25 protein-coding genes and 1 pseudogene are annotated in these 25,331 nt (G+C 57.2%); 12 read left to right on the top strand and 14 right to left on the bottom strand.

Annotated elements, in window-relative coordinates; genetic code table 11:
* Positions 1 to 75 precede the first annotated feature (75 nt).
* A complete protein-coding gene (ubiG, locus tag DSM25558_RS05965) occupies positions 76 to 822 on the top strand; it encodes a bifunctional 2-polyprenyl-6-hydroxyphenol methylase/3-demethylubiquinol 3-O-methyltransferase UbiG (RefSeq protein ID WP_077102785.1) in 747 nt (248 codons plus the stop codon).
* A 9-nt stretch (positions 823 to 831) separates the two neighbouring features.
* On the opposite strand, the gene DSM25558_RS05960 is transcribed toward ubiG, so the two are convergent.
* The 4 genes and pseudogenes from DSM25558_RS05960 to DSM25558_RS05945 all read right to left on the bottom strand — a co-directional run bounded on the left by DSM25558_RS05960 (position 832) and on the right by DSM25558_RS05945 (position 3,174).
* Positions 832 to 1,260 carry a DUF1178 family protein gene (locus tag DSM25558_RS05960; protein WP_077102783.1) on the bottom strand — a complete coding sequence of 143 codons (429 nt, stop codon included), beginning with the start codon at positions 1,258 to 1,260 and terminating at the stop codon, positions 832 to 834.
* Positions 1,257 to 2,117, bottom strand: a complete 861-nt coding sequence (locus DSM25558_RS05955) for a carbon-nitrogen hydrolase family protein (protein ID WP_077102781.1) — start codon at positions 2,115 to 2,117, stop codon at positions 1,257 to 1,259. Before DSM25558_RS05955 ends, DSM25558_RS05960 begins: the two co-directional genes overlap by 4 nt.
* 34 nt (positions 2,118 to 2,151) lie before the next feature.
* Positions 2,152 to 2,406 (bottom strand): glutaredoxin 3, encoded by a 255-nt coding sequence (grxC, locus tag DSM25558_RS05950; RefSeq protein WP_077102779.1) that lies wholly within the window; start codon positions 2,404 to 2,406, stop codon positions 2,152 to 2,154.
* 45 nt (positions 2,407 to 2,451) lie between these two features.
* A pseudogene (locus DSM25558_RS05945) lies at positions 2,452 to 3,174 on the bottom strand (ComF family protein).
* Between the two features lie 115 nt (positions 3,175 to 3,289).
* Between DSM25558_RS05945 and DSM25558_RS05940 the strand changes: the two are divergent.
* Positions 3,290 to 4,171: a methyltransferase domain-containing protein gene (locus DSM25558_RS05940; protein WP_077102778.1), complete on the top strand. Its 882-nt coding sequence runs from the start codon at positions 3,290 to 3,292 to the stop codon at positions 4,169 to 4,171.
* A gap of 28 nt (positions 4,172 to 4,199) precedes the next feature.
* Here the strand turns inward: DSM25558_RS05940 and DSM25558_RS05935 are convergent, their stop codons facing one another.
* Positions 4,200 to 4,397 carry a Flp family type IVb pilin gene (locus DSM25558_RS05935; RefSeq protein ID WP_077102776.1) on the bottom strand — a complete coding sequence of 66 codons (198 nt, stop codon included), beginning with the start codon at positions 4,395 to 4,397 and terminating at the stop codon, positions 4,200 to 4,202.
* 225 nt (positions 4,398 to 4,622) lie between these two features.
* Here DSM25558_RS05935 and DSM25558_RS05930 point away from each other — a divergent pair, with 225 nt between their 5' ends.
* The 4 genes from DSM25558_RS05930 to DSM25558_RS05915 all read left to right on the top strand — a co-directional run bounded on the left by DSM25558_RS05930 (position 4,623) and on the right by DSM25558_RS05915 (position 9,338).
* Complete coding sequence (locus tag DSM25558_RS05930; RefSeq protein WP_077102774.1) at positions 4,623 to 5,198, top strand: PAS domain-containing protein; 576 nt, start codon at positions 4,623 to 4,625, stop codon at positions 5,196 to 5,198.
* A 33-nt stretch (positions 5,199 to 5,231) separates the two neighbouring features.
* Positions 5,232 to 8,651 (top strand): chemotaxis protein CheB, encoded by a 3,420-nt coding sequence (locus DSM25558_RS05925; protein WP_077102772.1) that lies wholly within the window; start codon positions 5,232 to 5,234, stop codon positions 8,649 to 8,651.
* Positions 8,623 to 9,009, top strand: coding sequence for a response regulator (locus tag DSM25558_RS05920; RefSeq protein WP_077102770.1), 387 nt, complete (start codon positions 8,623 to 8,625; stop codon positions 9,007 to 9,009). The genes DSM25558_RS05925 and DSM25558_RS05920 overlap by 29 nt, the downstream gene beginning before the upstream one ends.
* Positions 9,010 to 9,155: 146 nt before the next feature.
* A complete protein-coding gene (locus tag DSM25558_RS05915; RefSeq protein ID WP_077102768.1) occupies positions 9,156 to 9,338 on the top strand; it encodes a hypothetical protein in 183 nt (60 codons plus the stop codon).
* Here DSM25558_RS05915 and DSM25558_RS05910 read toward each other — a convergent pair.
* From DSM25558_RS05910 to DSM25558_RS05885, 6 genes are all read right to left on the bottom strand, one after another.
* The gene (locus DSM25558_RS05910; protein ID WP_077102766.1) at positions 9,335 to 10,198 is read right to left on the bottom strand and encodes an aldose epimerase family protein; all 864 of its coding nucleotides are present in this window, start codon (positions 10,196 to 10,198) and stop codon (positions 9,335 to 9,337) included. The two genes, DSM25558_RS05915 and DSM25558_RS05910, sit on opposite strands and share 4 nt — an antisense overlap.
* The gene (locus tag DSM25558_RS05905; protein ID WP_077102764.1) at positions 10,185 to 11,372 is read right to left on the bottom strand and encodes a galactarate dehydratase; all 1,188 of its coding nucleotides are present in this window, start codon (positions 11,370 to 11,372) and stop codon (positions 10,185 to 10,187) included. Before DSM25558_RS05905 ends, DSM25558_RS05910 begins: the two co-directional genes overlap by 14 nt.
* 39 nt (positions 11,373 to 11,411) lie before the next feature.
* Positions 11,412 to 13,136 carry an ABC transporter ATP-binding protein gene (locus tag DSM25558_RS05900; protein ID WP_077102762.1) on the bottom strand — a complete coding sequence of 575 codons (1,725 nt, stop codon included), beginning with the start codon at positions 13,134 to 13,136 and terminating at the stop codon, positions 11,412 to 11,414.
* A gap of 8 nt (positions 13,137 to 13,144) precedes the next feature.
* Positions 13,145 to 14,269, bottom strand: coding sequence for an ABC transporter permease (locus tag DSM25558_RS05895; RefSeq protein WP_077102760.1), 1,125 nt, complete (start codon positions 14,267 to 14,269; stop codon positions 13,145 to 13,147).
* A gap of 9 nt (positions 14,270 to 14,278) precedes the next feature.
* Positions 14,279 to 15,265: an ABC transporter permease gene (locus DSM25558_RS05890; protein WP_077102758.1), complete on the bottom strand. Its 987-nt coding sequence runs from the start codon at positions 15,263 to 15,265 to the stop codon at positions 14,279 to 14,281.
* A 117-nt stretch (positions 15,266 to 15,382) separates the two neighbouring features.
* On the bottom strand, positions 15,383 to 17,332 hold the full coding sequence (locus DSM25558_RS05885) for an ABC transporter substrate-binding protein (RefSeq protein ID WP_077102756.1): 1,950 nt from the start codon (positions 17,330 to 17,332) through the stop codon (positions 15,383 to 15,385).
* Positions 17,333 to 17,591: 259 nt separating this feature from the next.
* On the opposite strand from DSM25558_RS05885, the gene DSM25558_RS05880 reads away from it, so the two are divergent.
* Together DSM25558_RS05880 and DSM25558_RS05875 are read left to right on the top strand one after the other, a co-directional pair.
* A complete protein-coding gene (locus tag DSM25558_RS05880; protein ID WP_077102754.1) occupies positions 17,592 to 18,311 on the top strand; it encodes a FadR/GntR family transcriptional regulator in 720 nt (239 codons plus the stop codon).
* A gap of 11 nt (positions 18,312 to 18,322) precedes the next feature.
* The gene (locus DSM25558_RS05875; RefSeq protein ID WP_077102752.1) at positions 18,323 to 19,204 is read left to right on the top strand and encodes an SMP-30/gluconolactonase/LRE family protein; all 882 of its coding nucleotides are present in this window, start codon (positions 18,323 to 18,325) and stop codon (positions 19,202 to 19,204) included.
* Positions 19,205 to 19,207: 3 nt separating this feature from the next.
* On the opposite strand, the gene DSM25558_RS28955 is transcribed toward DSM25558_RS05875, so the two are convergent.
* The 3 genes from DSM25558_RS28955 to DSM25558_RS05865 form a co-directional block, all read right to left on the bottom strand.
* Positions 19,208 to 19,366, bottom strand: coding sequence for a hypothetical protein (locus DSM25558_RS28955; RefSeq protein WP_181951707.1), 159 nt, complete (start codon positions 19,364 to 19,366; stop codon positions 19,208 to 19,210).
* Between the two features lie 163 nt (positions 19,367 to 19,529).
* A complete protein-coding gene (locus DSM25558_RS05870) occupies positions 19,530 to 19,724 on the bottom strand; it encodes a hypothetical protein (RefSeq protein WP_077102750.1) in 195 nt (64 codons plus the stop codon).
* Positions 19,725 to 19,870: 146 nt separating this feature from the next.
* On the bottom strand, positions 19,871 to 20,887 hold the full coding sequence (locus DSM25558_RS05865) for a substrate-binding domain-containing protein (protein ID WP_077102748.1): 1,017 nt from the start codon (positions 20,885 to 20,887) through the stop codon (positions 19,871 to 19,873).
* 262 nt (positions 20,888 to 21,149) lie between these two features.
* Between DSM25558_RS05865 and DSM25558_RS05860 the strand changes: the two genes are divergently transcribed.
* The 4 genes from DSM25558_RS05860 to DSM25558_RS05845 all read left to right on the top strand — a co-directional run bounded on the left by DSM25558_RS05860 (position 21,150) and on the right by DSM25558_RS05845 (position 25,324).
* Positions 21,150 to 22,415, top strand: coding sequence for an ABC transporter substrate-binding protein (locus DSM25558_RS05860; RefSeq protein ID WP_077102746.1), 1,266 nt, complete (start codon positions 21,150 to 21,152; stop codon positions 22,413 to 22,415).
* A 67-nt stretch (positions 22,416 to 22,482) separates the two neighbouring features.
* Positions 22,483 to 23,457 carry a carbohydrate ABC transporter permease gene (locus DSM25558_RS05855; RefSeq protein WP_077102744.1) on the top strand — a complete coding sequence of 325 codons (975 nt, stop codon included), beginning with the start codon at positions 22,483 to 22,485 and terminating at the stop codon, positions 23,455 to 23,457.
* A complete protein-coding gene (locus tag DSM25558_RS05850) occupies positions 23,454 to 24,287 on the top strand; it encodes a carbohydrate ABC transporter permease (RefSeq protein ID WP_077102742.1) in 834 nt (277 codons plus the stop codon). The genes DSM25558_RS05855 and DSM25558_RS05850 overlap by 4 nt, the downstream gene beginning before the upstream one ends.
* Before the next feature lie 11 nt (positions 24,288 to 24,298).
* Positions 24,299 to 25,324: an ABC transporter ATP-binding protein gene (locus tag DSM25558_RS05845; protein ID WP_077102740.1), complete on the top strand. Its 1,026-nt coding sequence runs from the start codon at positions 24,299 to 24,301 to the stop codon at positions 25,322 to 25,324.
* Positions 25,325 to 25,331 lie beyond the last annotated feature (7 nt).

Here is a 25,331-nt window from a genome sequence, read left to right as displayed (position 1 = left end):
GAGATGAGAAACGCCCCCTTGACTTCGCGGACCAAGCATCCGACTTCAGGGACTGAACACGGATGGAGTAGAACCATGAGCGAAACCGCAAAAACGACCATCGACCAGAGCGAAGTGGACCGGTTTTCCGCCATGGCCGCGGAGTGGTGGAGCCCGACCGGTAAATTCCGGCCACTGCACAAGTTCAATCCCGTCCGTTTGGAATATATCCGCAACCGCGCCTGCGAGAACTTCGGCCGCGACCCCAAGGCGCACCGCCCGCTCGAAGGATTGCGGGTTTTGGACATCGGTTGTGGCGGCGGCCTGCTGTCTGAGCCCATGGCGCGGATGGGTGCGGATGTGGTTGGTGCCGACCCGTCGGAGAAGAACATCGGCATCGCCTCGACCCATGCCCGTGAAAACAATGTCTCCGTCGATTACCGCGCCGTGACCGCCGAGCAGTTGCTGGCAGTGGGTGAGACTTTCGACATCGTTTTGAACATGGAGGTGGTGGAGCATGTGGCTGATGTCGAGCTGTTCCTGACGACATGCGCGAAGATGGTGCGCCCCAACGGGCTGATTTTTGCAGCAACGATCAACCGCACTCTCAAGGCTCGCGCTCTGGCGATTTTTGCAGCGGAAAATGTCTTGCGCTGGCTTCCGCGTGGAACGCACCAGTATGAAAAGCTGGTGCGCCCGGACGAGCTGGAAAAGCCACTCGTTACTGACGGCATGCACGTCGTTCACCGCACCGGCGTCTTCTACAATGTACTGCAGGACCGCTGGAACCTGTCGCCGGATATGGAAGTGAATTACATGATACTGGCGAAACGTCCAGCTTAGCGCAGGCAGTCAGTTCACATCGTCAGGCAGGACCGGAAGGGGCGCGACTTCGATGCCCTCTTCGATCAGCGCCATGGCTTCTTGCGGAGATGCCTGGCCGATGATGCCGCGCTGTTCCACTTCGCCGTAGTGGATTTTGCGGGCTTCCTCCGCAAACTTGTCACCGACATCTTCGGTATTCGCGCGGATGGTCGCCAGCGTTTCCTTGATCTTGGCGAAGGCCTGCTTCTGCGCCGTGTCCAAAGCAAGCGTGCGCGTGGCGTCTTTCTTGCGGGCTGTAGACACGGATGGTGCCATCAGCATCTTTTCGACGGAAGATGAGCCGCAGACAGGGCAGCCGATCAGGCCGCGCTGAAGCTGGTTGTCGAAATCGGCGCTGCCGGAAAACCAGCCCTCGAATTCATGGGCATTTTCGCAATGGAGCGAATAGCGTATCACTGTACGCTACCCCCCGCGCCTGCTTTGTTTCTGACCGTATCGAGGTTGAAATCGCGTGCATTCTTGAGATTGGGGATTTTGCCGCGTGCCGATGCGACGGCAGCAGGATCGATATCCGCAAAAATGATCTCCTCGCCAGCGCCACCGGCGATCGCCAGAACATTGCCCCAAGGATCGATGATCATTGAATGGCCGAAGGTTTCGCGACCGTCTTCATGGGTGCCGCCCTGCGCGGCGGCCACGAGAAATGCACCATTTTCGATGGCACGGGCGCGCAGCAGAATTTCCCAATGGGCTTCGCCGGTTTGTTTTGTAAAGGCGGCAGGAACGGTGAGAACCTGCGCACCCGCCACGGCTTCGGTGCGAAACAGCGATGGGAAGCGAACGTCGTAGCAAATCGCAAAGCCGAACGTCGCAAGCGGCAGTTCGGCCACGCAGGCTTCCGTGCCGGCCTCATAAGCGGCACTTTCGCGCCAGCTTTCACCATTGTCGAGATCGACGTCGAACATGTGGATCTTGTCGTAGGTGCAGATGCGCTCACCATCCGGCGCAAACAGGAAGCCGCGATTGGCAATCTTGCCATCAGCGCGGGCAATGGCGGTAGAGCCGACATGAACGTAGATGCCGAGTTCACGGGAAAGCCTTGCCGCGGTCAGGACAACGATATCGACCTTCTCGTCCCTCAAAACCGCACGGAGCGCATCGCGATCTTTCTGGATGGCACCCGTCATCTCCGGAGTCTGCACATAGACGGCACCCTGGGATGCGGCATCACGAATAAGACGCTCCATGCTGGCGGCGTTTGCTATCGGATCAACGCCCGAACACATCTGAATTGCGGCAGCCTTGAAGCTCATCTTGTTTGTCCCTTGCATCGTCGTCGTACTCAAATTAGCTCGCCAGAAGCGCGTCCAGCTTGCCGTCGCGATCCAGCGCGTGCAGATCGTCGCAGCCGCCGACATGATTCGTGCCGATGAAGATTTGCGGGAAGGTATTGCGTCCGGATTTATCCATCATTTCCTGACGATAATCAGGGTTCGTGGTGGCATTGAATTCGGCGAAATCAACGCCCTTGCTCTCCAGCAGCGCTTTTGCACGGGCGCAAAAGCCACAAAAATCACGTGTGTAAATCGTAACGGATGCCATCGTTTTCAACCCTCGCACTATCGACCAAACCCGGTCTCTCCCGTGTCATATAGGCCCGGAAATCGCCATTGCAAAGGTCAAAACAGTCACATCTGAGGCACCTGCCTTCTTCAGCGTTCGCGCCGCTGCCGCAACGGTTGCACCCGTGGTGTAGACATCATCGATCAGCACGACGCGCTAACCGACAATGTCGGCTTCCCGCCCCGGCGCTATTGCGAAGGCACCGCGCACATTCTGCTGACGGGCGCGAGCGGAAAGGCCCACTTGGCGGCTCGTCGGCTTGATGCGCAACAGGGTGGAGGAGAGAAACTGTTTGCCCGAGAGAGCCGCGACGTGACGCGCAAGCTCGGCGGACTGATTAAACCTGCGTGCAAGAAAACGCCGCCTGTGCAGAGGCACGGGCACGATGCAATCACACGCGGCAACCGTACCATTGCTTGCCCGCAGCATCCACGATGCCATCAGCAGCGCGAGATTGGTACGGTCGAGATATTTGAGTTGGTGGACGAGCTTTCTGGCGGGGCCATCATGGATGGTGGCCGCTCGCAGGCGTTGGAATGGTGGAGGCTCGGCGATGGCTTCGGCGCTGAGAATGCCCGGGCCATGGTCATGCGCGAAAGGAATGTCCAGCACCTCGCAATAGGGCCGCTGGATGAATGTCACCTGCGCCCAGCACTCTGTACAAAATGCTCCGCCGCTTTTGGTCATACGCCCGCAACCCACGCAGGATCGCGGGTAGATGAAATCAGCTAGCGCGCGCAAGACCATGCGCAGCGCACCGACACCACCCACGTCTGTAAACAGCTTTTTCCCCTGGCCCATGTGGTTGACAATAGGCGCGAACGGGTGCCTTTGCGACAGCAAAGTTTGGATGGATGACGGCATGGATATGATTTTCGACCCGGTGCTGGTGGAGAAGAACCGCAAGCGCGCCTGGCGCTCCAGAGACGACAAGGCTCTGTTTCTGTTGGATATCGCAGCCGACGAGCTGGCGGACCGGATTGCCATCGTGGAGCGGCATTTCGATACCGCCGTCGAGCTTCACGGGGCAACGGGCGTGACGGCTCAACGCATTCTGCAAACCGGCAAGGTCGGCGCTGTCGTGCGCGTCGAAACCGATGCCGCGTTTGCCGAAGGATATCAGGACTTCAAAGTCGCGCCGATAGAGCAACTGCCGTTGGAACCGGCATCGGCCAATCTGATTGTTTCCCCCCTTACCCTGCATCTGACCAACGACACACCGGGAACGATGATCCAGATCCGCCGTGCGCTGAAGCCCGACGGGCTGTTTCTGGCGGCTATTCCCGGGAGCGGCACCTTGCAGGAACTGCGGGATGTGCTTCTATCCACGGAAATCGAGCTCAGCGGTGGCGCAAGCGCCCGTGTCATTCCCTTTGCCGATGTGCGTGATGTGGGTGCGCTGTTGCAGCGCGCCGGTTTTGCACTGCCAGTGACGGACGCCGAAACCTACACGGTGCGCTACGATTCCATCCTTCCGCTGATGCGCGACCTGCGCGCCATGGGCATGACCAACCCATTGATGGACCGAAGCAGAAAGCCGCTGACGAAGCGTTTCCTGATGCGCGCTGCCGAGATTTATGCAGACAAATACAGCGATCCCGACGGTCGTATCCGCGCAACCTTCTCAATTATCTACGTGTCGGGATGGGCGCCACATGAAAGCCAGCAGAAGCCGCTAAAACCCGGCTCGGCAAAAGTTCGGCTTGCCGACACGCTGAAGACGACGGAAATCACATTGCCTTAAAAAGATGCCGACTGAAAGAAAGTGGCACTCAGACAACGGCGTTTGCGAACGTATCGGATATGATCTTGAAGATGGCCATGAGGTTGTCGCGGATGCTTTCCATGCCGAAGATGATCGCCATGGAAATAATGCCGACGATGAGGCCGTATTCGATGGCGGTCGCGCCTCGCCGGTCGGCATAAAGCGCTGCCAGCTTCCGCACTACGAATTCCGCCCTGTCTGCCATTCCCCAAAGCCCTTGATCCGCGTGCGTGAACGACACGTCACAGTGAAACCATGCATATTTCTACCGCAATAAAGTGTGTAATGTGTTACGCACTTTACTAGGATTGTGCGCGCGATATGTTTGCAATTCCGGCGCAAAGCTTGCTGCCCTAAACTGTGGTCGAAGCCTTTCTTAAAGCAACATATTATCGTAAGCATCGATACCCGTGTTTGAACGATGAGCCATATGCCACAGCTTGAAATTGACCAATCGCTTCAGGATTTCTTCCAAAAATCGTCCGTTGCCCTTGCGTTATCCTACGCGCAAGATGACCAGCATCTGGCCTTGGTCAACGACAAGTTTTGTGCCCTGACGGGTTACAGCAGCGATGATGTGGTGGGTAAAAACTGCCGGATGCTGCAAACCAGCCCCAACGGAACGCACGCGGAAAACGCAACTGCCCGCGAAAAAATCCACGAATTTCTACAGGTCGATGGACCTATGACCATTCGCACGCCAATCGTTAATTTCCGCAAGGACAACAGCCCCTTCGTCAATCTGCTGTTCATGTCGAAGCTGAAGGCGACCTCTGGCCAGGTGCGCTACATTTTGGCCTCTCAATTCGATGTCAGCCGCGCCCATGCACACCTGTTGCAGGACTATGAGCTCGAACTCGACCTTACGCTAACAACAATCAAACCGCTGCTCGATGACCACAACATCATGATCGAGGGTACGCTTACAACAATCGCGAATTCGACCACGACCATTGCTCAAGCAAAACTAACATTGGCGGAATGGGAACAAAACTCCCCCTATTGATCGTTTCAGTACCGAAAATTCAAGGACGAGTGTTTGTCTAAAGATTATAATGTTCCCGTCGTCGGCGTCGGCTCTTCGGCCGGTGGTCTGGAGGCGCTGCGCGAGATGTTGAGCGCGGCCGAGGTTCCAACCGGGCTTGCATTCGTTGTCGTCCAGCATCTCGATCCACACCACGAAAGCATGCTGGCAGAGTTACTGGACAGGCACACGCGGCTCAGCGTTCGTCAATGCGAGGGCGGTGAAGCCATAGAGGCTGATACGGTCTTCATCATTCCACCGGGTAAGGGACTAAGCATCGAGCGCGGGCGGCTCGTGCTGAACGACTTTGCCCAGCCGCGCGGGTTGCGCCGGCCTATCGATGACTTCTTCATCTCTCTCGCCAACGATCAGCAATCGAATTCCGCCTGCGTTATTCTGTCTGGCACGGGTGCCGATGGATCAACGGGGCTGCGCGCCATCAAGGAAAATGGCGGGCTCTGTGTCGTTCAGGAGCCTTCAACGGCCAAGTATGACGGTATGCCCGTTTCGGCAACCGGCACCGGCCTTGTCGACTTCATCAGACCACCACAGGAGATTCTGGCTTGCATCGGCGGTTTCTTTTTTCGAAAGAGCCAAGGGTCCGATAAAAAAGAGACGTCGAAGATCGCGGATATTGTCGAAGACCTTTGCACGGCGCTTCGGCGCAGCGTCGGTCATGATTTTACCGGCTACAAGCAAACGACCTTCGTTCGGCGGGTCGAGCGACGCATGCATGTGCTGGGTATAGACAGGGGCACCGAATATCTGGCCCGTGTCCAGACGGATCATGACGAGTGCGATGCGCTGTTTCGAGATTTGCTGATCAATGTAACCCGCTTTTTTCGCGACCGGCATTCGTTCGACGTCCTGAACGAGATCGCCATCACCAATCTGATGCGCGATGCGGCTGGCAGCGAAGAGGGTGTGCGGGTCTGGATTCCCGGCTGTTCGAGTGGCGAAGAGGCTTACACGATCGCGATCCTGTTTGCAGAGGCCGCCAGAAATCTGAACCTGCCCTGCAACGTGCAGATATTTGCGACCGATATCGATGAGAGCATGCTCAAAATCGCCCGGGAAGGCTCTTATCCGATCGCGTTACTGGCCGACATACCGCACGAACTGCAAGAGCATTACGTCATTCCGCACAAGGAGCGTTTCAACTTCATCGGTCAAATCCGGGATATGATCCGCTTTTCCGGCCACAGCCTGATCAAGGACCCGCCGTTTTCCAAGGTGGACCTCGTCTCCTGCCGAAACCTGCTGATCTATTTTGACGACAAGCTTCAAAAGACGGTCATGCCGCTGCTGCATTACGCGATCCGTCCGGGTGGTTTTCTTTTTCTCGGCTCTTCGGAAACGGTGGGGCGCTTCGACAGCGTCTTTTCCGTCATCGACCAGAAAGCCAGATTGTTCGAGCGCCTGCCGGGATCTCCCACCTACCCTATTCCGCTTCCGGGAGAGCGCAGCAATCGCCGCCCTGCCGTTCCACGGGCCGAAGTCGAAAAGATGTCGGGCTCCGTTGAAGAACTGGCTACAAGCCGGCTGATGGAACGCTACGTACCGGCAAGTGTCGTGCTGGACAATGACGGGCAGATCGTTGCGGCCTATGGCCGGCTGAGCCGGTTCTTTGAGTTTCCCGTGTCTGGAACGAGCGAAACCAGTGCGTTTACCCTGGCCCGTCCCGGCGTCAAGGAACAATTGGGCGCGCTGGTACGGCAGGCGGCAACGGCAAAGAGGCGTGTTGTTGCCCGCAATGTCGACGTCATCACCGACTTTGGCACGCTAAAGACCGAGATTATCTGCGATCCCTTGGAAGAGAACGCCTATCTCGTGGTGTTTCAGGAATCGGCTATGTTTACACCGCTGGAGGCCATTGACCTTGTGGAGATGGAGCCGGGTGATGGCCATGTCGAAGCATTGGAGCGGGAGTTGCGCTCCGCCAAACACCGGTTGCGATCAGCGACGGAGGAGCTTGAGACCGCCAATGAGGAGCTGAAAAGCTCCAACGAAGAAATGATGTCGATGAACGAGGAGCTTCAGTCGACAAACGAGGAATTGACGACCGTCAACGACGAATTGAAAACCAAGATCGACGAAGTCTCCGTGGCCAATGCCGATCTGCGCAACTTCTTCGATTCGACCAGTCTGGCGGTCATCGTTCTCGATGACGAGATGAGGCTGCGATCCTATACGAGAGCGGCGACGGCGATCTTCCCGCTGCAACCCACCGACAGAGGCCGCCCGCTATCCGATGTGGCAAGCCGATATCCGTCTCTCGATTTTACCGCTCGCGTCAAAAGCGTGATGGCCAACGGCCTGGAGTATAATCAGACCGTTATGGACCCGGAGCAGGAGCGTACGTTTTCCCTACGTATTCTGCCGTACCGCACCGCCGATGGAGCAATAGATGGTGCCACGATCATCATGACCGACATATCCCATGCGCTGAGCATGGAAAGCCAGCTGGCGGCCGAGCAGGAGCGTCATGAGCTGGCTATCGAGGCGGCCGGGATCGGTGTTTGGGAGTATTTGCCGGATCACGGTGAATTCGTGCTGGGGGGAGCGGCCATGGAGCTGCTTCAAACCAGAGATGGTCGACCCGCGTTGCAAGCCGTTCTGCAAAACTTCAACAAACTGGACAGACAGCAATTGCACGATGCATTGGATTCAGCCGTGCATAATCATACCGGGTTCGAGCTGACCTCTCGCATCACCGGTGTCGATGGACGTCCACGATGGCTCAAGACGTTTGCCCGGCACGTTGCGGACAGCAATCCGGACCGCGTGATCGGCGTCAGTGTGGATGTGACGGCGGAATACGAACTGGCGGAAGCGCGTGAACTGATGCTGAGCGAAATGAACCACCGCGTCAAAAATCTGTTTGCGATGATCGGTGGTATATTGCGCATGTCTGCCCGCAAGCACGAAACAATCAAAAGTCTGGTGGAGGATGTCGAGGGCAGAATTCTGGCGCTGGGAAGCGCACATTCCCTGGCCTCGAACCAGAAACGCACCTCTGCGGTTCCCATCCACGACCTACTCGACACCATCCTGACGCCCTATAACAGGCACGCCGTAATCGACATTAGGGGTAAGGACTTTCTGATAGCGGTGAACTGCATCACGCCATTGACGCTGATCCTCCATGAATGGTCCACCAATGCGCTCAAACACGGCGTTCTTGGCAAGGAAGGTGGGGAATTGCGCATCGACTGGGAAGAAAAGGGCGATCATATCGATTTGGTTTGGAACGAAATAGGCACGGTACCCGTTGAGGGGTCAGGAGTGGCTGGATTTGGGACAGTGCTCTTGACCAGCGCCGCAAAACAAATCGGCGGTACGGTTTCAACTGAGGTCGATGGGGCACGGCTGACGCACACCCTGACGATGAAGATCAAGGTAAGACATGACGCAGAAGACCGTGTTGCTGGTTGAAGACGAAGTATTTGTCGCAATGGACATTCAGATGACCCTCGAGGACGAGGGCTGGACCGTTGCAGGACCATTTCCGAGTACCGCAGACGCTCTGTCTTATCTCGATGAGAACATCCCCACCTGCGCTATTCTCGACGTTCGGCTAACAGACGGAGACGTGTTTCCGGTGGCGGACAAATTGAAGGAAACGAATATTCCCTTCGTGTTTCATTCCGGCCATGCCGATGGAAAAGCGTTGGAGGAAGTTTATCCCGACTCCGCTTTCTGTCAGAAGCCATGCCTGCCAACCAGTCTTCTCCAGCAGGTAACGCGGCTGCTCAGCCGTGATGAACCGCAGAGACGTGCCGCTGCCGGTTAAGGCCGTGGATTCACGAACCCGTTAACGATGACGGTGTCGTAGAACGATTGCGTTCTTCATTCATAGAATTGCCACAGGTGCCGAAACGAGCTTCCAAAAGTGGTCCGTTGCGGCTCTTCTTGATTCCTCCTTTGAAAGTCTTTCCCGTGAACCAGAAAACATTGGTCGAAGTTTCCGTTCCGGACCAGAACGGCACCATGGTTCCTTACGGCATCATGAACAGCGAGCAAGCGGCTGAGCTGCCTGACGACTACGAGCTCGCGATTGCGCATCCAGCCGGTCAGCAAGAGGCAGACCTGGACGAGCCTAAGACGGGAGCGCTGATCTAAAGGCTGAGCCTCATGGTGCCGATAAGGCTTTCACCTGGAGCCTGTATCTTAAGGCCTAAATCGCCACGCTGGGCCTCAGGCTGGTACAGGGTTCCAGCAGCCATGGAAACTGGCTCAAGGCAGATGTAGCGTTCCGTCCGGTGGGCAGCGAGATGGCTCAGGACCGGATCGGCCTCTATCACGAGCGACCGGCTATCTTTCAGAATAATCTTTGCATGTGACCACTGCGCGAAATGTTTCGTGTAACCCGCGAGCGCCGGTAAAAACTTCGTAGAGCGGGCGACGGGTGGCTCGCCTGTGGGAAGGTCATGATCGTCCAGCGGATAGGCAAGCGCCGCATCCGTTTGCGCTTCACGATCCAGCCCCGCGGCAAAATAGGGATGCCAGCCGATGGCGGCGGGTGCCGGGACCTCTGCTTTGTTGGTGAGTGTTAGCTGCACCGTCAGCCCTTGCGCAGTAAGCGTAAATGACTGCTGCGCTTCGAATGCAAAGGGCCACTCGTCATCCGCTTCATAGGCAAGTGCGAGCACGGCCTTATCCGACGTCTGACTTGCTAGGTGCCATGGGCGACGGTGCGCAGGGCCGTGGGTGGCATCCTTGCCGAGTGCTGGATTTGGCAGGACGTTGTATGCGACGCCTCCATGCACGAAAGACGCGCCATAGAGGCGGTTATGATAGGGAAACAACGGATAGGCCCCTGCCTTCGGCCAGTTCCAGGGATCGAACACATCCGTTTCTGTTGGCATCAAGATATCGCCAAACTGCGCGTGGGTGAGATGCGTCATGCGCCCGCCCCACGCGGGACAGATGCGGGCCGAGAACGGCCCGCTGGCAATTGAAATTACATCAGGCAAAGGCATAGGAGCCGTCTGGTCGCTTTGGAACCCGGCGTTGCCAGTGGATATAACCGTCTTCCTGCATGGCCTTTTCATTCATCTCGACACCCCAGCCGGGGCGATCCGGCCGCAATTCGAGATAGCCATCCTTCGGCAGATAGGGATCGACCACGTAGCGCGTTTCGTCTTCACGCTTTTCCAGATCGGTGCCGCCATAGACGTAGCATTGACCCTTGGGCAAGCGGTACTCCAGAATGCGGAAATTCTGCTGTGCGGCAGAGAAGTGAACGTTGACGGCTGTTGCCAGCGGCCCCATGGGGTTATGCGGCGCAATGCTGACGAAATGGGCTTCGGCAAGCGTGGCGATGCGACGCATTTCGGAGATACCGCCGACGACGCAGATATCCGGCTGGATGATATCGGCACCCTTGACCTGCAAGAGCCGCAGAAATTCGTTGCGGTTATAAAGGCTTTCGCCTGTCGCCAGTGTGCAGTTGAGACCCTGTTTCAGGTCTCCCCACATTTCGATATTTTCCGGGCGCAAAGGCTCTTCGAAAAACAGCGGATCATAAGGTGCCAACGCATTGCCAAGCTGGCGGGCGGCCGCGGGTTCGAAAATCTTGGCGTGAGCATCGAAGGCGATATCGTAATCGGAGCGCACGGTTTCGCGCAGCGAACGGAAATACTCCGCCGAACTTCTGACGACCTCACCCCAGCGATGGGCGTGGATATCGAGACGCCAGGGGCTGAGTTTGAAAGCCGTGAAGCCCCATTCTTCATTCAGACGGTCGAATTCTTCCTTGGCTGCCGGTGCATCCGGTGCTGTATAGACGCCGGCATAGACCTTGATGCGGTCACGAACTTCGCCGCCCAGCAGCTTGTAGACCGGCACTCCGGCGGCCTTGGCGGCAAGGTCCCACAGGCAATGGTCGAGGGCGGACATGGCAGATAGGCCAAGCGCACCGGGCGGAAAGCGGTTCTGCTGGAGCATGAGATTATAGAGGTATTCGACCCGCGTCGGGTCTTGGCCCGCCAGGAAATTATAGAGGTAATCTAGGATCGGCGGCAGTGCGAGATCGGGGCCATGATTGTAGCACTCACCCCAGCCGGTCAGCCCGTCATCGGTATCCAGCGCCACGACGACACGCGGGCGGTCCTTGTCGCGGGTGACGAATACCCGCATGCGATCGATTTTCATGCTCTTGTCTTCCTCATGGATTTTAGCAGGCGCGCCGTATCAACCAGCTTTGCTTTCGGTCTTGACGGCGGCAGGTTCGATGTAACGGAAACGGCGGGTGCGATCCCGATCACGTGGATCGGGGCGTGGAATGGCGGAGAGAAGTGCTTGCGTGTAGGGGTGATCCGGCGCGTTGCAGACCTTTTCCGCATCACCCACTTCCACCAGCTTGCCGCGATACATGACGCCGACGCGGTCACACATATATCTGATAACGCCGATGTCATGGCTGATGAAGATATAGGCAAGGCCAAGCTCGTCCTGTAGCCGCATCAACAAATCCAGCACCTGGAACCGGACGGACACGTCGAGTGCCGATGTCGCCTCGTCCGCAACGATAATGCGCGGCTTGAGCGTAATGGCTCGGGCGATGCCGATGCGCTGACGCTGACCGCCGGAAAAAGCATGCGGGTAACGTTCACGCCCGGCGGGGTCCAGCCCCACCTGATCCATCAGCGCGCAGACGCGTTCATCAAGCTCCTTACCCTTGGCGATGCCATTGACGAGAAGCGGCTCTCCGATGACCTGCGCTACCGTCATGCGCGGGTTGAGCGAGCCGAAAGGGTCCTGAAACACCATGCGCAATTCGCGCCGGGCGGCTTTGAGTTCAGCACCCTCGATCTTCGCCAGATCGACCACGCTGCCATCCGCCTTGCGGTAAAGCATTTCGCCACCCGTCGGGTCGTAAAGCCGCATGATGGAGCGGCCCATGGTGGTCTTGCCGGAACCGCTTTCGCCGACGATGCCCAGTGTTTCGCCTGGCAAAAGCTTGATGGACACGCCGTCCAGCGCCTTCATCTCACCGAAGTGCATGGAAAGGTCTTTGACTTCCAGAATCGGTGCGGCGGTGAGATCGAGCGGCGGTCGGGCGAGCCGTATCTCGGCCTTCTGTTCTAGCTTCAGAACCGAGCCGATCAGCATGCGGGTATAAGGATCTTGCGGGCTGTGGAAGATTTGCTCGACCGTGCCATATTCCTTGGCAACGCCGTGGTGCATAACCAGCACGTCATCGGCAATCTGTGCCACCACGCCCATGTCATGGGTGATGAACAGCACGGCCATGCCATGTGCTTTCTGCAAGCGGGCAATGAGGTCGAGGATTTCGGCCTGTGTGGTGACGTCGAGTGCTGTTGTCGGCTCATCCGCGATCAGCAATTGCGGTTTGCAGGCCAGCGCCATGGCGATCATGGCACGCTGGCGCATGCCACCGGAATATTGGAAGGCATATTTGTCCAGCGCCGTTTCCGGGTTGGGAATTTCCACCTGTCGCAGCAATTCGATGGCTTCCGCCCTCGCCTGCGCCTTGCTCATTTTCAGATGCAGACGGAGCACTTCGGTAATCTGATCACCCACCGTGTGGACCGGCGACAACGAGGACATCGGCTCCTGGAAAATCATCGAAATATCCGCACCGCGCACCGAACGGATGGCGCGGCTGCGTGGATCGAGCTTTGCCAGATCGAGCGTCGTTCCATTCGCACGGTTGAGGATGATGGAGCCGGACGCGATGTGGCCGGGGCTATCAATAATTTGCAGAATCGAACGGGCGGTGACGGATTTGCCGGAGCCGCTTTCGCCTACCACGCACAAAGTCTTGCCCGGATCGATCGAGAAGGACAGGTCGTTAACGGCGCGGAACACGCCATTGCGCACTGGAAATTCCGTGACGAGATTGCGGACTTCGAGGAGCGGCTTCGCAGGCTTGATCGGGAGAATATCGCTCATCTGTGGCCTCACTTGTTGTAGGGATCGGCTGCATCGCGCAGACCGTCACCGAGCAGGTTGAGCGCCATGACGGCGACGACAACAGCGACACCGGGCAGAAACAGCCAGGGTGCGGTTGCGATGGAGCGAATATTCTGGGCTTCACGCAGCAGCACGCCCCAGGAAATGGTGGGCGGTTGCAGGCCAAGGCCGAGGAAGGACAGCGAAGTCTCGGCAAGGATCATCGCCGGGACGGCCAGTGTGACCGAAGCGATGATGTGGCTGGAAAAGCTGGGCAGCATATGGCGGAAGATGATGCGGCCTTCCGGCACGCCATCCAGACGGGCTGCCGCCACGAATTCCTCGGTTCTGAGCGACAGGAAGCGGCCACGCACCACGCGGGCAAGCTGCGCCCAGCCGGTGAGCGAGAGGATGATGGTGATCATCATATATTGCAACGTGGCGGGCCAGCCCTGCGGCAGTGCTGCGGCCATGGCAAGCCAGATGGGGATGGTGGGCAACGACAGCACGAAATCGATCACGCGCTGCATGACGAAATCGATGCGCCCACCATAATAGCCGGAGATGCCACCTAAGACGACGCCAAGCAGCAGCGAGAAGAAGACGCCGACGAGACCGATAGACAGCGAAATCTGCGACCCCTGCACCACGCGGCTAAAGACATCGCGCCCCAGACGATCTGCACCAAACAGGAAGAGCGGGCGGGTTTTATCAGTTGAGGCCAAGAGGTGAATGTTGGTGTTGAACAGGCCGAGCACGGAGTATTCGTAACCGCGTCCGAAAAGCTGGATGGGGATTTTCTTGCCCGTGTCTTCCACGAAGACGGCGGCCAGCGTTTCAGGATCACGCGTCAGCTTGAGCGGATAATAGTGTAGGCCGACGGAGAAACCATCTGTCGTATCGATGAAATGGACCCGTTGCGGCGGATAGAACGTGGCGCGGGCGTTTTGCAGCACCGGATCATTGATGGCAAAAAAGCCAGGTACGAGCGCCACGATATACATGGCGACGGTGATGAACAGCGCGGCCATGGCCAGCCGGTGGCGTTTGAACGCCCACCAGATGAGCTGCCATTGTGAGGCGACGGCGGCGCGGTCCGGGCGGACAGCGGTGGTGATGGCAATGTCACTCATGACGCCCTCCTATTCGAGACGGATGCGCGGATCGACCAGCGCCAGCAGAATGTCGCTGATGAGCGATCCGATCAGCGTCAGTGCGCAGATCAGGAGCACGAATGCCCCGGCGAGATACATGTCCTGCGCCATTAGTGACTGCAAAAGCAGGGGTGCGGCGGTGGGCAGGTTGAGCACGATGGCAACGACCACTGAGCCCGAGATGAGGTTGGGCAGCAGCCATGCAATGGTGGAAATGAAGGGGTTGAGCGCAATGCGCAGCGGATATTTCGTCAACAGGCGAAACTCCGACAGGCCCTTGGCACGTGCCGTGGTGACGTAGGGTTTCGGCAACTCATCTAGCATATTGGCGCGCATGACGCGGATAAGGCTGGCGGTGGAGGAGATGGCAAGGATGGCAACCGGCAACCAGATATGGGCCATGAGATCGACCATCTTGCCGATGCTCCACGACGCGGTTTCATATTCCGGCGAAAACAGACCGCCGACATCCGCCCCGAACTCGACCGCCGCGATGTACATCAGCACGAGTGCAAGGAGGAACGACGGCACGGAAAGGCCGAAAAAGGAAAATGCAGTGAAGAGATAATCGCCAATCGAGTATTTGCGGACAGCGGAGTAGACGCCGATGGGAAGGGCGATGGCCCATGTGGCCAGAAGGCTTGCGACAGCCAACACCAGCGTCAGCGCCATGCGTTCCCAGATGAGGCCCGACACCGGCTGTTGCCACTCAAAGGATATGCCGAAATCACCGCGGCTGATGATGCCCCATATCCATTTCAGATATTGAATGATCATCGGGTCATCGAGGCCGAAACGTTCACGCAATTGCGCTGCCGTATTGTGGTCGATGACTTCGTTGGAGGCGGCCAGTGTGGCGATGTATGTCGTCACATAGTCGCCGGGAGGCAACTGGATGAGGACGAAGGCCAGAAAACTGACGGCAAACAGGGACGGGATCATCCACAGCAGGCGTTTGACGATAAAAATCAGCATGTCGCTCTCGCAATCACATTTTACCGCGCACGCCACCGTCCCTGAACGACGGATGCGGGCGGTCGACACAGACTGAAAGCGTCGCCGCCGTGAGACGGCGACGCCAAAGTGACGTTGTTAGCTTGTGAAGGTGAACTGTTGCGGCAGCGCAGGACCGGGGTTCGGCCATGTCCAGCTGTCCGGTTCCGTTTCCGGCACGTTACGAAGATTGTTGCGGATGATGCCGAAGCCACCGACGGCGAGGCAAAGACCAATGGTCTCGAACTCTTCTGCGGCGATATCGAATATCTGCTTCATCTTCTTGCCGCGCTTGGCAAGATCGGCTGTCGAGCGTGCTTCATCGAACAGTTTGAAACGCTGCTTTTGGCTTTCCGGCGGCTCTTCGCCCTTCTGGCCGTTCGATGTGTACCACAGTGCCCAAGGGATTGCGTAACGCGAGCCCTGCGGGTGGAAGGCAAAGAAGTCGCGCGGATCAAGCATTGGGTCGAGACCACCAGGGCCTGGCCACACCGCTGCATCATGGGCATTGTCATCGCCGCGTGTGTAGTAGAGTGCGCGCTCAATGGTGTTGACCTTGATATCGACGCCGATCTGCGCCCACTGGGCCTTCACCAGTTCCAGCGAGTCCACCAGATCGGGGTAAAGCGTCGGAATGACGTCGATGGAGAAGAAGACTGGTTGGCCATCTGGACGCAGACGTATCCCGTTGTCGTTCTTCTTGTCGTAACCGGCCTTGTCGAGCAACTCGTTGGCCTTGTCTGCATCATAGTCCGTGTTCTGGCGGGCCAGCTTTTCGTGGTACCACGGATGTGTCGGGCGAGGCCCGGCCTGATAGCCTTCGCTCTGTCCGAAATAGACGATGTCGATGATTTCCTGCCGGTTGAGGCCGATGGACAGCGCCTGGCGGAAGGATTTGTCGGCGAACATCTTTCGCATCGCCGGGTCTTTATGGGTGATGTTGAGGTAAATCTGGCACTGCTGCGCGGCAGATGGCACCAGCGTCAGCAGGCGGTAATCACCCTTTTTCATGTTTTGCGACAGGGTCGGCTTGTTGGCGAGAACGCTGATGTGGCGTTCCTGAATATCGATCTTACCAGAGATGACGTTTAACATCAGCGATTCAACATCCTGTGAAATGCCGAAATTGACCTCATCAATGTAAGGCAACTGGTTGCCTTCGGTATCGACCTGCCAGAAGTATGGATTGCGTGTCATGACAACGCGCGTCGCACCGCCGGAATAGGGCTCCTTGACGACCCAAGGATCGAGCGTCGGCTTATCGACATTTGACCAGCGCGAGGGAATTTCGATATCACCGCATTTGGCGCGGAAAAGTTCGGTCCAGCTGGAAACACCAGCGGCCTTGACGTCGGCGTCCAGCGCCGTGTTGTATTTCGGAAGGAACTTGCTGCAATAGTGCTTGGCAAACATCGTCGGGTGTTGACCGAGCGGGGTCGCAAGGTTTTCGAGATAAAGCGCGTTCGGTGCGGCGAAGGTGAATTTCACCGTGAAGTCATCGACTTTTTCAACATTGACGGCTTTGCCCGCGACGGACAATTGCGCTGGTGCGGAGCTGTAAAGCTCCTTGTTCTTGATGCAGTCCTCGATGGCAAAAACGACATCATCTGCGGTGAAGGGATGACCGTCAGACCACTTGGCACCTTGGATAAGATGGAATGTGAACTGTGAAGCGTCGTCGCTGACTTCCCATTTTTCCGCCAGGTTCGGCAGAACTTCGGTGAAATCCATGTTCCAGCGCACCAGACCCTGGTTGCCGACCATGCGCAAAATGCCGTTATGGTCCGACGAACCGCGAAGGCCGCGACGCAGCGTGCCGCCATAGGTGCCGATTTTTTCGTGTGGCGTGACCACCATCGGATTTTTCGGCAACCGGTCGGCCAGTGGCGGCAACTTGCCGTCTTTTACCATGGCCGCCAGCGCAGGCGCTTCTTTGCCGCCAGCAGCAAATGCAGGTCCCCCCAGAACCGAGACGGCGGCAACGCCTCCAAGCCCTGCGATAAAGGTTCGGCGTGTTACGCCCAGCGAAAACAGATGCTCGTCGCTCATCGATTATCCTCCCAAAAAGTCACTGGCAGCAACAGAGCTTTCGCTCCGTCGCACCGACCCTCCCGGTCAGCCAGCATGCCAATCCTCCATCGGCACGCAGACCATATGGGCGTTTTCAGATGATTACAAGTATTGACAGATTTTTACAGATTTTTTATTGATGGGTCACTCGCGGTGCTCGCCCAACTTTTCTTTTCGATCCGCACCCACTTTAAAAACATAACAAACTCAGCGGTTTGCAACCGATAAAGGCGCGCTGATGGACAATCTGGCGACATCTGCTTCTCCACGAAACGACACGCGTTTCAGCGATGTGATTTACGAAAAAATCGTCGGGATGATTTCTGACGGACGGTTTCCGGTCAACGAACGCCTGCCGTCCGAACAGAACCTCGCCGTGATGTTCGGTGCTTCGCGGCCTGTGGTGCGCGAAGCACTGGAGCGGTTGCGCAATGACGATCTCATCGTGTCCCGGAAGGGATCTGGTTCCTATGTGCGCCAGCAGCCGGACTCGTCTGTCTTGCAGCAAATTCCCGTGGGGTCGCTTGCCGATGTTCAGCGGTTTTTCGAGTTTCGGTCCGGGCTGGAAGCATCAGCTGCCGAACTTGCGGCGCGCAATTGGCAAAACGCCGACAGAGCAAGAATCGAACAAGCCATTACCGCGCTGGAAGCCTGCCTTGAGAATGGCGACCTCGGTGCGGATGAAGATTTCGCCTTGCATGAAGCCATTGCCATGGCGAGCCAGAACCAGTTTCACATCACCGTCCGAGCCTGGTTCAAGCCGCATTTTTCCATCGGGCAATCCGTGACGCGAAGCCTGAGCCTGAAACGGACTCCACAACGGGTTCGTGATGTGCAGAACGAGCATACCGCAATCGTGGAAGCCATTTTCGCGCGGCGTGAACAGGCTGCACATGACGCCATGAAAAACCACGTTCTGAAAGCACGCGCACGTATGTTCGAAGGCGTAGGGAACTGAGGTAATTGCAGATGACCCAACCGCACATCATCGAACCAACGTTTCATCAGCTGATCGACCTCCCCCTCAAGGTGGGTGAATCGCCTGTGTGGGATGACCGTTCCGGTGCCCTTTGGTTTGTCGACATTCTGGCACCTGCGGTGTTTCGCCTCGAGCAATCTGGACATCTTGATCGCTTTGATATGCCCGCGCCCGTTGGGTGTCTTGGCCTTTGCGAGAACGGGATGGTCGTCGTTGGCTTGCAAACAGGCGTTCACCTGCTTGATCCGGCAACGGGACAGCTGGACAGTTTGTGCGACCCCGATGACGGGCGGCCAGACAGCCGTCTTAATGACGGCAAAGTTGGACCGGACGGTCATTTCTGGGTGGGTACGCGTGATGAGGCCGTGCCACAGACCGGCAATGCCCGCCTTTATCGGGTTGCGCCGAACGGTGACTTTACGTGTGTGATCGATGGCAGCATGCTGACCTCGAACGGTCTGGCCTGGAGCCCAGACGGCAGGCGGATGTATCATTCCGATAGCAGCGGGTTGTTGCTGCAAGTGTTTGATTTTGAACCGCAGACCGGACAATTGGGGCCAGTGCAACGGCTGCACGACTTTGCACCTGGCGAAGGACGGCCGGACGGGGCGGCAACGGATAGCGAGGGTTTTTACTGGAGCGCGGGCGTTCAGGCGGGTCGTCTGAACCGATTCTCGCCAGAGGGCGAGATTGTGGAAATTTACACATTTCCATTCAAGGGACCGACCATGCCCTGCTTCGGCGGGCCTGACCTCAAGACGCTGTATCTGACGAGCCTTACAACGGAAAATGACGGTGCCAGCGTCGCCGGTACCGTCATTTCATTTAAAGCTCCCGTCGCTGGCGCACCCGTCAGCCGGTTTGCTCTTTAGGCGTCACAGCGCACGTGGCACGCCGTCGTTCTCATCGGGATTGGGAAGTGGCAAATCATCCGGTAGTCCGTCGGGTTCCGGCTCTTTGACTGGCGGAACGTCGGGCTGGGGTGGAAGGGGTGGAACCTGTCCGGGAACGGGCTCAACAGGGATGACAGTCATGGACGTCTCCTAACATGAAATTGGCGGGCAACACCCTCTTCGAAATCGCCGTTCGGTCGACTTTCGTTCGCCGCTTATGGTCCATTTAAATTCGTGTCGCCCGCCTCGCGGGTATCATGGGGTAAACGTATCTCGCCCGTCAGGGTTCCCGATCGTTTTAGGATCAGGCAAAGCCGAGGGCGTTTCTGGCAACCTCGCGGCTGTCACCATAGTCGCGGGTATGGGATTCGTGGCCATATTCGCGAGCGACCATGCGGTCGGATTGCATCTCGGGCATCTGCAGAAAGGCGTCGGCGTAGGTGCCGGTCTCTTCCTCTACCGCTATCGTGTTTTGCGCTGTTTTCAAGAAATCGAACATGGCTTCCTCCCACTCCAATGTTAAATCGTTAACGCGTCAGTTGCGTCCCTGTTCCCTCCCAGAAAAGCGAAACAACCGTTGTAGATCAAAACAATAATACAACACGGTTTTTTGACAATCCGTTACGGCGGATCGTTAAAATAATGTCATTTTGCAGGACCTGACGACTGCCGCAAAACGAGATCGACGGGCCATAGTTCCTGACACTCCGTTACCGGGCGGCCGGCGATGATCTGCAGCAGCAAATCCGTTACCCTCTCGCCTGCCATGCGCTGGGGAGAACGGGTCGTCGAAAGTGACGGCAACATACTCTCAGGCGTCAGATACGGGAACACGTCATCATGCGCGATGACGGATACGTCCTTGCCGATGACGAGGCCAAGCTGGCTTGCGGCACGGTAAACGCCCTGTGCCGTCATCATGGCACCAGCCACGAAGGCGGTGGGACGCGGGCTTTTTTCCAGCAGCGAGCGGGCGAACTGAAAGGCCGTTTCCTCGCTGAAAGGTGACGACAGCATCATGCGCGGATCGGCTGAAATATTCATCGTCTCCAGAGCATCGCGATAGCCGTTTTCGCGATCGATGACGAAGGTTCTGCCCCTGGGACCGTTGATGAAGGCGATGTTGCGGTGGCCGCGCTCCAACAAATGCACGGTGGACAGATAGGCCACGGAGTGGTTGTCGATATCCAGCCAGGCGTGTTCGAATTTGGTGGCAGAACGCCCGTGAACCATGAAGGGGACGTCGAGTTTGTGCAGAAGCGCTATGCGCTCATCATCCGGACGCGGCGAGTGGATGATGATCCCATCGACGCGGCCACTCTGCGCCAACCGGCTGAAGATGCTGAGCTCTTCGTTGAGGTCGTTGTCGGTGGTCACGCTGACGAGAATATCCGTATCCTCGCCTTCCAGGCGACTGGCCATGCCGCCCATGAATTCCGAGAAAAAATGGCCGCCGCCGCTTCTGCCCATGACGACGCCGATGGCACCTGCCCTGCCCGTGACCAGCCTTACGGCATTCGCATTGGGCCTGTAGCCCAGTTTGCGGGCGGCTTCGGTAACGCGGTCGCGGGTTTCCTGACGCACTTCAGGATAGCCACCCAGCGCCCGGCTGACCGTGGTGGGTGACAATCCCACTTTTTCTGCGAATTCCTTGAGTTTCATGCGCCCCGCCGTTTTCTCTTGAATGCGGCCAACAGCATTAAGTTTCAAGCTTGAAAATTTGAAATCGATTTCAATACATGAATATCAACCGCCTCAAATAGTGAAAAGAGGCGGAAACTTTCAACGGCATTGCCCGTTAACGGCGCATGAAATCTCTAAAATCGAACGGATTGACACCGCGCTCCGAATTTGACAGCTTTGTGAAGTCGAAAGCGTTTTCAATTTAGAGGATGATTGAAATCGGCATGGAGGAGTTTTGACAATGAATGTTTCGATAAAAGTTTTGTTCCTGTGCGGCAGTGTGATGTCCACAGGCTTTGCCGCGCAGGCCGCGGAAATTTCGATGGCCGCGAATTCTACGGGTAAAAACCTGAATTTCATTCGCGAGCAACTGGTGGAGTTCGAAAAGCAGAGTGGACACAAGGTGAAACTTGTTACCATGCCACCATCATCCAGCGAGCAGTTCAGCCAGTATCGTCTGTGGCTTGCGGCCGGTAACACCGACGTTGACGTCTACCAGACGGACGTGGTCTGGGCACCACAACTGGCAGAACAGTTCGTGGATTTGAGCGAAGCGGCCAAGGATGTCGTTTCCAAACATTTCCCATCCGTCATCGCGTCGCAGACGGTGGATGGCAAGCTGGTTGCCATGCCGATGTACACGGACGCCCCAGCCCTGTTCTACCGCAAGGATTTGCTGGAGAAATACGGCAAGCAGCCACCCAAGACCTGGAAGGAACTGGCGGAAACCGCCAAAGAGGTTCAGGACAAGGAACGCACGGCCGGACAGAAAGACATGTGGGGCTTCGTGTTTCAGGGCAGCGCCTATGAGGGCCTGACCTGCAACGCACTCGAGTGGATTGCATCTGCCGGCGGTGGCCACATTGTCGAAACCAATGGCGACATCAGCATCAACAATGAGAAGGCGGCAGCGGCCCTCGAGACGGCCAAAAGCTGGATCGGTACCATCTCGCCGCAGGGTGCGCTTGCCTATAAGGAAGAAGAAGCCCGCGGCGTTTGGCAGACAGGCAATTCCGTGTTCATGCGCAACTGGACCTATGTCTACGCGCTGGGCAACGGTGGCGACAGCGCTATCAAGGGCAAGTTTGGAGTCGTGCCTCTGCCAGCCGGTACTGAAGGCCAGGCAGCAGCATCGACATTGGGTGGCTGGAATGCGGCCGTTTCCAAATATTCCAAGAACCAGGAAGCCGCGATTGCGCTAGTGAAATTCCTAGGGTCTGAAGAAACCCAGAAAAAACGCGCCATCGAACTTTCCAACATGCCAACGATTGCGACGCTCTATGACGACAAGGACGTTGCCAAAGCGCAGCCTTTCATGCCGCTGTGGAAGCCGATTTTTGAGACCGCCGTACCGCGTCCATCTGCGGCGACCAAGGTGAAATACAACGAGGTCTCGGCAAAGTTCTGGGGAGCTGTGCACAACACGCTGTCCGGAACCGGCACCGCTGCTGAAAATCTCGAACTTCTGGAAGTCGAACTCACCGATCTCAAGGGCGACAGCTGGTAATTTGGCGTCACCCGTCAGGTGGCCGTTATCGGTCACCTGACGCTCTTAAAACACGGTGGGAAACGATATGAGTAAGATAACCCCAGGCAGGACTGCCTCAGCGCAAGTGATCGGTTCCGATTTACAATCTGAACGTCTTCGCTCCGCATGGCTGTTCCTGGCACCTACATTTTTGACACTGGCACTGGTTGCCGGTTGGCCGCTGGTCAGAACCGTCTGGTTCAGCCTGACCGACGCATCCCTGACCAATCTTGGCGATGCGCAGTTCGTTGGTTTGAAGAACTATCTCTCATGGATCACGCTCAGCAGTGGTCGCACGGTCTATCGCGGCCTGCTAGCAGACCCCGCCTGGTGGGGTGCAGTTTGGAACACGCTGAAATTCACGTTGATCTCGGTTTCCGTCGAAACCGTCTTCGGCCTGATCGTGGCGCTCGTTCTCAATGCGGAGTTCAAGGGGCGTGGCCTCGTTCGCGCCGCCATTCTTATTCCATGGGCCATTCCGACCATTGTTTCCGCCCGCATGTGGGCGTGGATGCTGAATGATCAGTTCGGCATTCTCAACGACATGATGCTGAATCTTGGTCTTATCTCACAAAAGATAGCCTGGACCGCCAATCCTGAAACGGCCATGACGGCGGTGTTGATCGTGGACGTCTGGAAGACCACGCCTTTCATGGCGCTGCTCATTCTGGCCGGGCTTCAGATGGTGCCGAAGGATATGTATGAGGCGGCCAAGGTGGATGGCATTCACCCCATCAAGGTTTTCTGGCGCGTGACCCTTCCGATGATCCGCCCGGCACTGATGGTTGCGATCATCTTCCGCATGCTGGATGCCATGCGCGTTTTCGACCTCATCTATGTGCTGACGCCCAACAATTCCCAGACCAGAACCATGTCGGTTCTTGCCCGCGAAAACCTGTTCGACTTCGATAAATTCGCTTATGGCGCAGCCGCATCCACCATGCTGTTCCTCATCATCGCATCTGTCACCGTCATTTACATGTGGCTTGGCCGGGTCAACACGGATGGAGGAGCACGATGACAGCCTCTGATGTTATCAAGACAACGGCGTTCTACGCCCTCGTCGCCATTATCGTCATCATCGCGGTCTTTCCGTTCTATTACGCGATCATAACCAGTTTCAAAACCGGAACGGCGCTGTTCGAGATCAACTATCTGCCCACGGCAATTTCGTTCAGCAATTACAGCGACGTGCTGGGCAATGACAGCTTTCTGCGCAATCTCGGCAATTCTCTGCTGGTTGCATCCTGCGTCGTGGCGCTATCACTGTTTCTTGCCGTGACAGCCGCTTACGCCTTGGCACGTGTGCGGTTCAGGGGCCGTTCGCTGCTGTTGCTGACGATCCTGTCGGTATCGATGTTTCCGCAGATTGCGGTTCTGGCGGGCCTGTTCGAGCTGATCCGCTGGGCTGGCGTTTTCAATACGCCGTTTGCGCTGATCTTCTCCTATATGATCTTCACGCTGCCGTTCACGGTGTGGGTTCTGACGACCTTCATGCGGGATCTGCCTGTCGAAATCGAGGAAGCGGCGATTGTCGATGGCGCATCGCCGTGGGTCATCATCACGCAGGTCTTCATGCCTTTGATGTGGCCAGCCTTGGTGACCACGGGTTTGCTGGCCTTCATCGCGGCATGGAACGAGTTCCTGTTTGCCTTGACCTTCACCTCGTCCAATGAGCAGCGCACGGTGCCGGTGGCCATCGCGCTTCTGTCCGGCAGCTCTCAATTTGAAATTCCATGGGGAACGATCATGGCGGCCTCCGTCATCGTTACCGTACCCCTCGTCATCCTCGTTCTGATCTTCCAGCGGCGCATCATTTCCGGCCTCACGGCTGGTGGCGTCAAAGGTTAGGAGACCCATTCATGACCAGCATACAATTGCGCGATATCCGTAAATCCTTCGGTGCCTTCGACGTTATCAAGGGCATCGACATGGAGATCAAATCCGGTGAGTTCATGGTTTTCGTCGGGCCATCCGGTTGCGGCAAATCCACCCTGCTCCGCCTCATTTGCGGCCTGGAAGAAATTACCGGCGGCGAGCTTTCCTTCGAAGGCCAAGTGGTCAACCGGCTGACGCCCGCCAACCGCGGCGTGGCCATGGTTTTCCAGTCCTATGCGCTTTATCCGCATATGACGGTTTTCGAGAACATGGCCTTTGGTCTGAAGCTCGCGGGTTCCACGAAAGACGAGCGCCGTAAGCGCGTCGAGGCGGCAGCGGAAATGCTGCAACTGACGCCCTATCTTCAACGTCTGCCCAAGCAGCTCTCCGGCGGACAGCGCCAACGCGTCGCCATTGGCCGCGCCATCGTGCGTGATCCGAAGGTGTTTCTATTCGATGAACCGCTCTCCAACCTCGATGCCGCACTGCGCGTGGCAACGCGTCTCGAAATAGCCAAATTGAACCGCAGTATGCCTGACACGACAATGATCTATGTTACCCATGATCAGGTGGAGGCCATGACTCTGGCAGACAGAATTTGCGTGTTGCGTGATGGCCGTGTGGAACAGGTCGGTACACCGTTGGAGCTTTATGAAACACCGGTCAATACCTTCGTGGCGGGCTTCATCGGCTCTCCGCAGATGAATTTCCTGACCGGCAAACATGCCGACACCTACGGCGCTCACACCATCGGCATCCGCCCGGAACACATCGTTGCCGGAGACGGTGCGAATGGCTGGACGGGCGACATCGTGCATGCGGAAATGCTGGGTTCCGACAGCTACATCTATGTGGATATCGGTGCTGGGCAACCTGTTGTCGTGCGTGAAGACGGCGTTTCCAACCGGCAGACGGGCCATAAGCTGACGATCGCGCCGCTGCCAGAGCACGTTCATCGTTTCGACGCGCAAGGCAACGCTCTGCCGAAAACCCAAATGCGCGCCGCCTGATACAATC

Source organism: Agrobacterium sp. DSM 25558 (assembly GCF_900100825.1).
Classification (GTDB): domain Bacteria; phylum Pseudomonadota; class Alphaproteobacteria; order Rhizobiales; family Rhizobiaceae; genus Agrobacterium.
Note: the sequence above shows the minus strand (reverse complement) of the source record. Positions and strands in the feature narration are given on the sequence as shown.

What these genes read in the sequence shown, in the direction of transcription:
- DSM25558_RS05900 (WP_077102762.1), bottom strand. Translation starts at nt 13,136, where the DNA reads ATGAGCGATATTCTCCCGATCAAGCCTGCGAAGCCGCTCCTCGAAGTC.
- DSM25558_RS05865 (WP_077102748.1), bottom strand. Translation starts at nt 20,887, where the DNA reads ATGAAACTCAAGGAATTCGCAGAAAAAGTGGGATTGTCACCCACCACG.
- DSM25558_RS05935 (WP_077102776.1), bottom strand. Translation starts at nt 4,397, where the DNA reads ATGGCAGACAGGGCGGAATTCGTAGTGCGGAAGCTGGCAGCGCTTTAT.
- DSM25558_RS05870 (WP_077102750.1), bottom strand. Translation starts at nt 19,724, where the DNA reads ATGTTCGATTTCTTGAAAACAGCGCAAAACACGATAGCGGTAGAGGAA.
- DSM25558_RS05850 (WP_077102742.1), top strand. Translation starts at nt 23,454, where the DNA reads ATGACAGCCTCTGATGTTATCAAGACAACGGCGTTCTACGCCCTCGTC.
- DSM25558_RS05875 (WP_077102752.1), top strand. Translation starts at nt 18,323, where the DNA reads ATGACCCAACCGCACATCATCGAACCAACGTTTCATCAGCTGATCGAC.
- ubiG (WP_077102785.1), top strand. Translation starts at nt 76, where the DNA reads ATGAGCGAAACCGCAAAAACGACCATCGACCAGAGCGAAGTGGACCGG.
- DSM25558_RS05895 (WP_077102760.1), bottom strand. Translation starts at nt 14,269, where the DNA reads ATGAGTGACATTGCCATCACCACCGCTGTCCGCCCGGACCGCGCCGCC.
- DSM25558_RS05920 (WP_077102770.1), top strand. Translation starts at nt 8,623, where the DNA reads ATGACGCAGAAGACCGTGTTGCTGGTTGAAGACGAAGTATTTGTCGCA.
- DSM25558_RS05885 (WP_077102756.1), bottom strand. Translation starts at nt 17,332, where the DNA reads ATGAGCGACGAGCATCTGTTTTCGCTGGGCGTAACACGCCGAACCTTT.
- DSM25558_RS05930 (WP_077102774.1), top strand. Translation starts at nt 4,623, where the DNA reads ATGCCACAGCTTGAAATTGACCAATCGCTTCAGGATTTCTTCCAAAAA.
- DSM25558_RS05940 (WP_077102778.1), top strand. Translation starts at nt 3,290, where the DNA reads ATGGATATGATTTTCGACCCGGTGCTGGTGGAGAAGAACCGCAAGCGC.
- DSM25558_RS05880 (WP_077102754.1), top strand. Translation starts at nt 17,592, where the DNA reads ATGGACAATCTGGCGACATCTGCTTCTCCACGAAACGACACGCGTTTC.
- DSM25558_RS05845 (WP_077102740.1), top strand. Translation starts at nt 24,299, where the DNA reads ATGACCAGCATACAATTGCGCGATATCCGTAAATCCTTCGGTGCCTTC.
- DSM25558_RS28955 (WP_181951707.1), bottom strand. Translation starts at nt 19,366, where the DNA reads ATGACTGTCATCCCTGTTGAGCCCGTTCCCGGACAGGTTCCACCCCTT.
- DSM25558_RS05860 (WP_077102746.1), top strand. Translation starts at nt 21,150, where the DNA reads ATGAATGTTTCGATAAAAGTTTTGTTCCTGTGCGGCAGTGTGATGTCC.
- DSM25558_RS05890 (WP_077102758.1), bottom strand. Translation starts at nt 15,265, where the DNA reads ATGCTGATTTTTATCGTCAAACGCCTGCTGTGGATGATCCCGTCCCTG.
- DSM25558_RS05955 (WP_077102781.1), bottom strand. Translation starts at nt 2,117, where the DNA reads ATGAGCTTCAAGGCTGCCGCAATTCAGATGTGTTCGGGCGTTGATCCG.
- DSM25558_RS05910 (WP_077102766.1), bottom strand. Translation starts at nt 10,198, where the DNA reads ATGCCTTTGCCTGATGTAATTTCAATTGCCAGCGGGCCGTTCTCGGCC.
- DSM25558_RS05855 (WP_077102744.1), top strand. Translation starts at nt 22,483, where the DNA reads ATGAGTAAGATAACCCCAGGCAGGACTGCCTCAGCGCAAGTGATCGGT.
- DSM25558_RS05905 (WP_077102764.1), bottom strand. Translation starts at nt 11,372, where the DNA reads ATGAAAATCGATCGCATGCGGGTATTCGTCACCCGCGACAAGGACCGC.
- grxC (WP_077102779.1), bottom strand. Translation starts at nt 2,406, where the DNA reads ATGGCATCCGTTACGATTTACACACGTGATTTTTGTGGCTTTTGCGCC.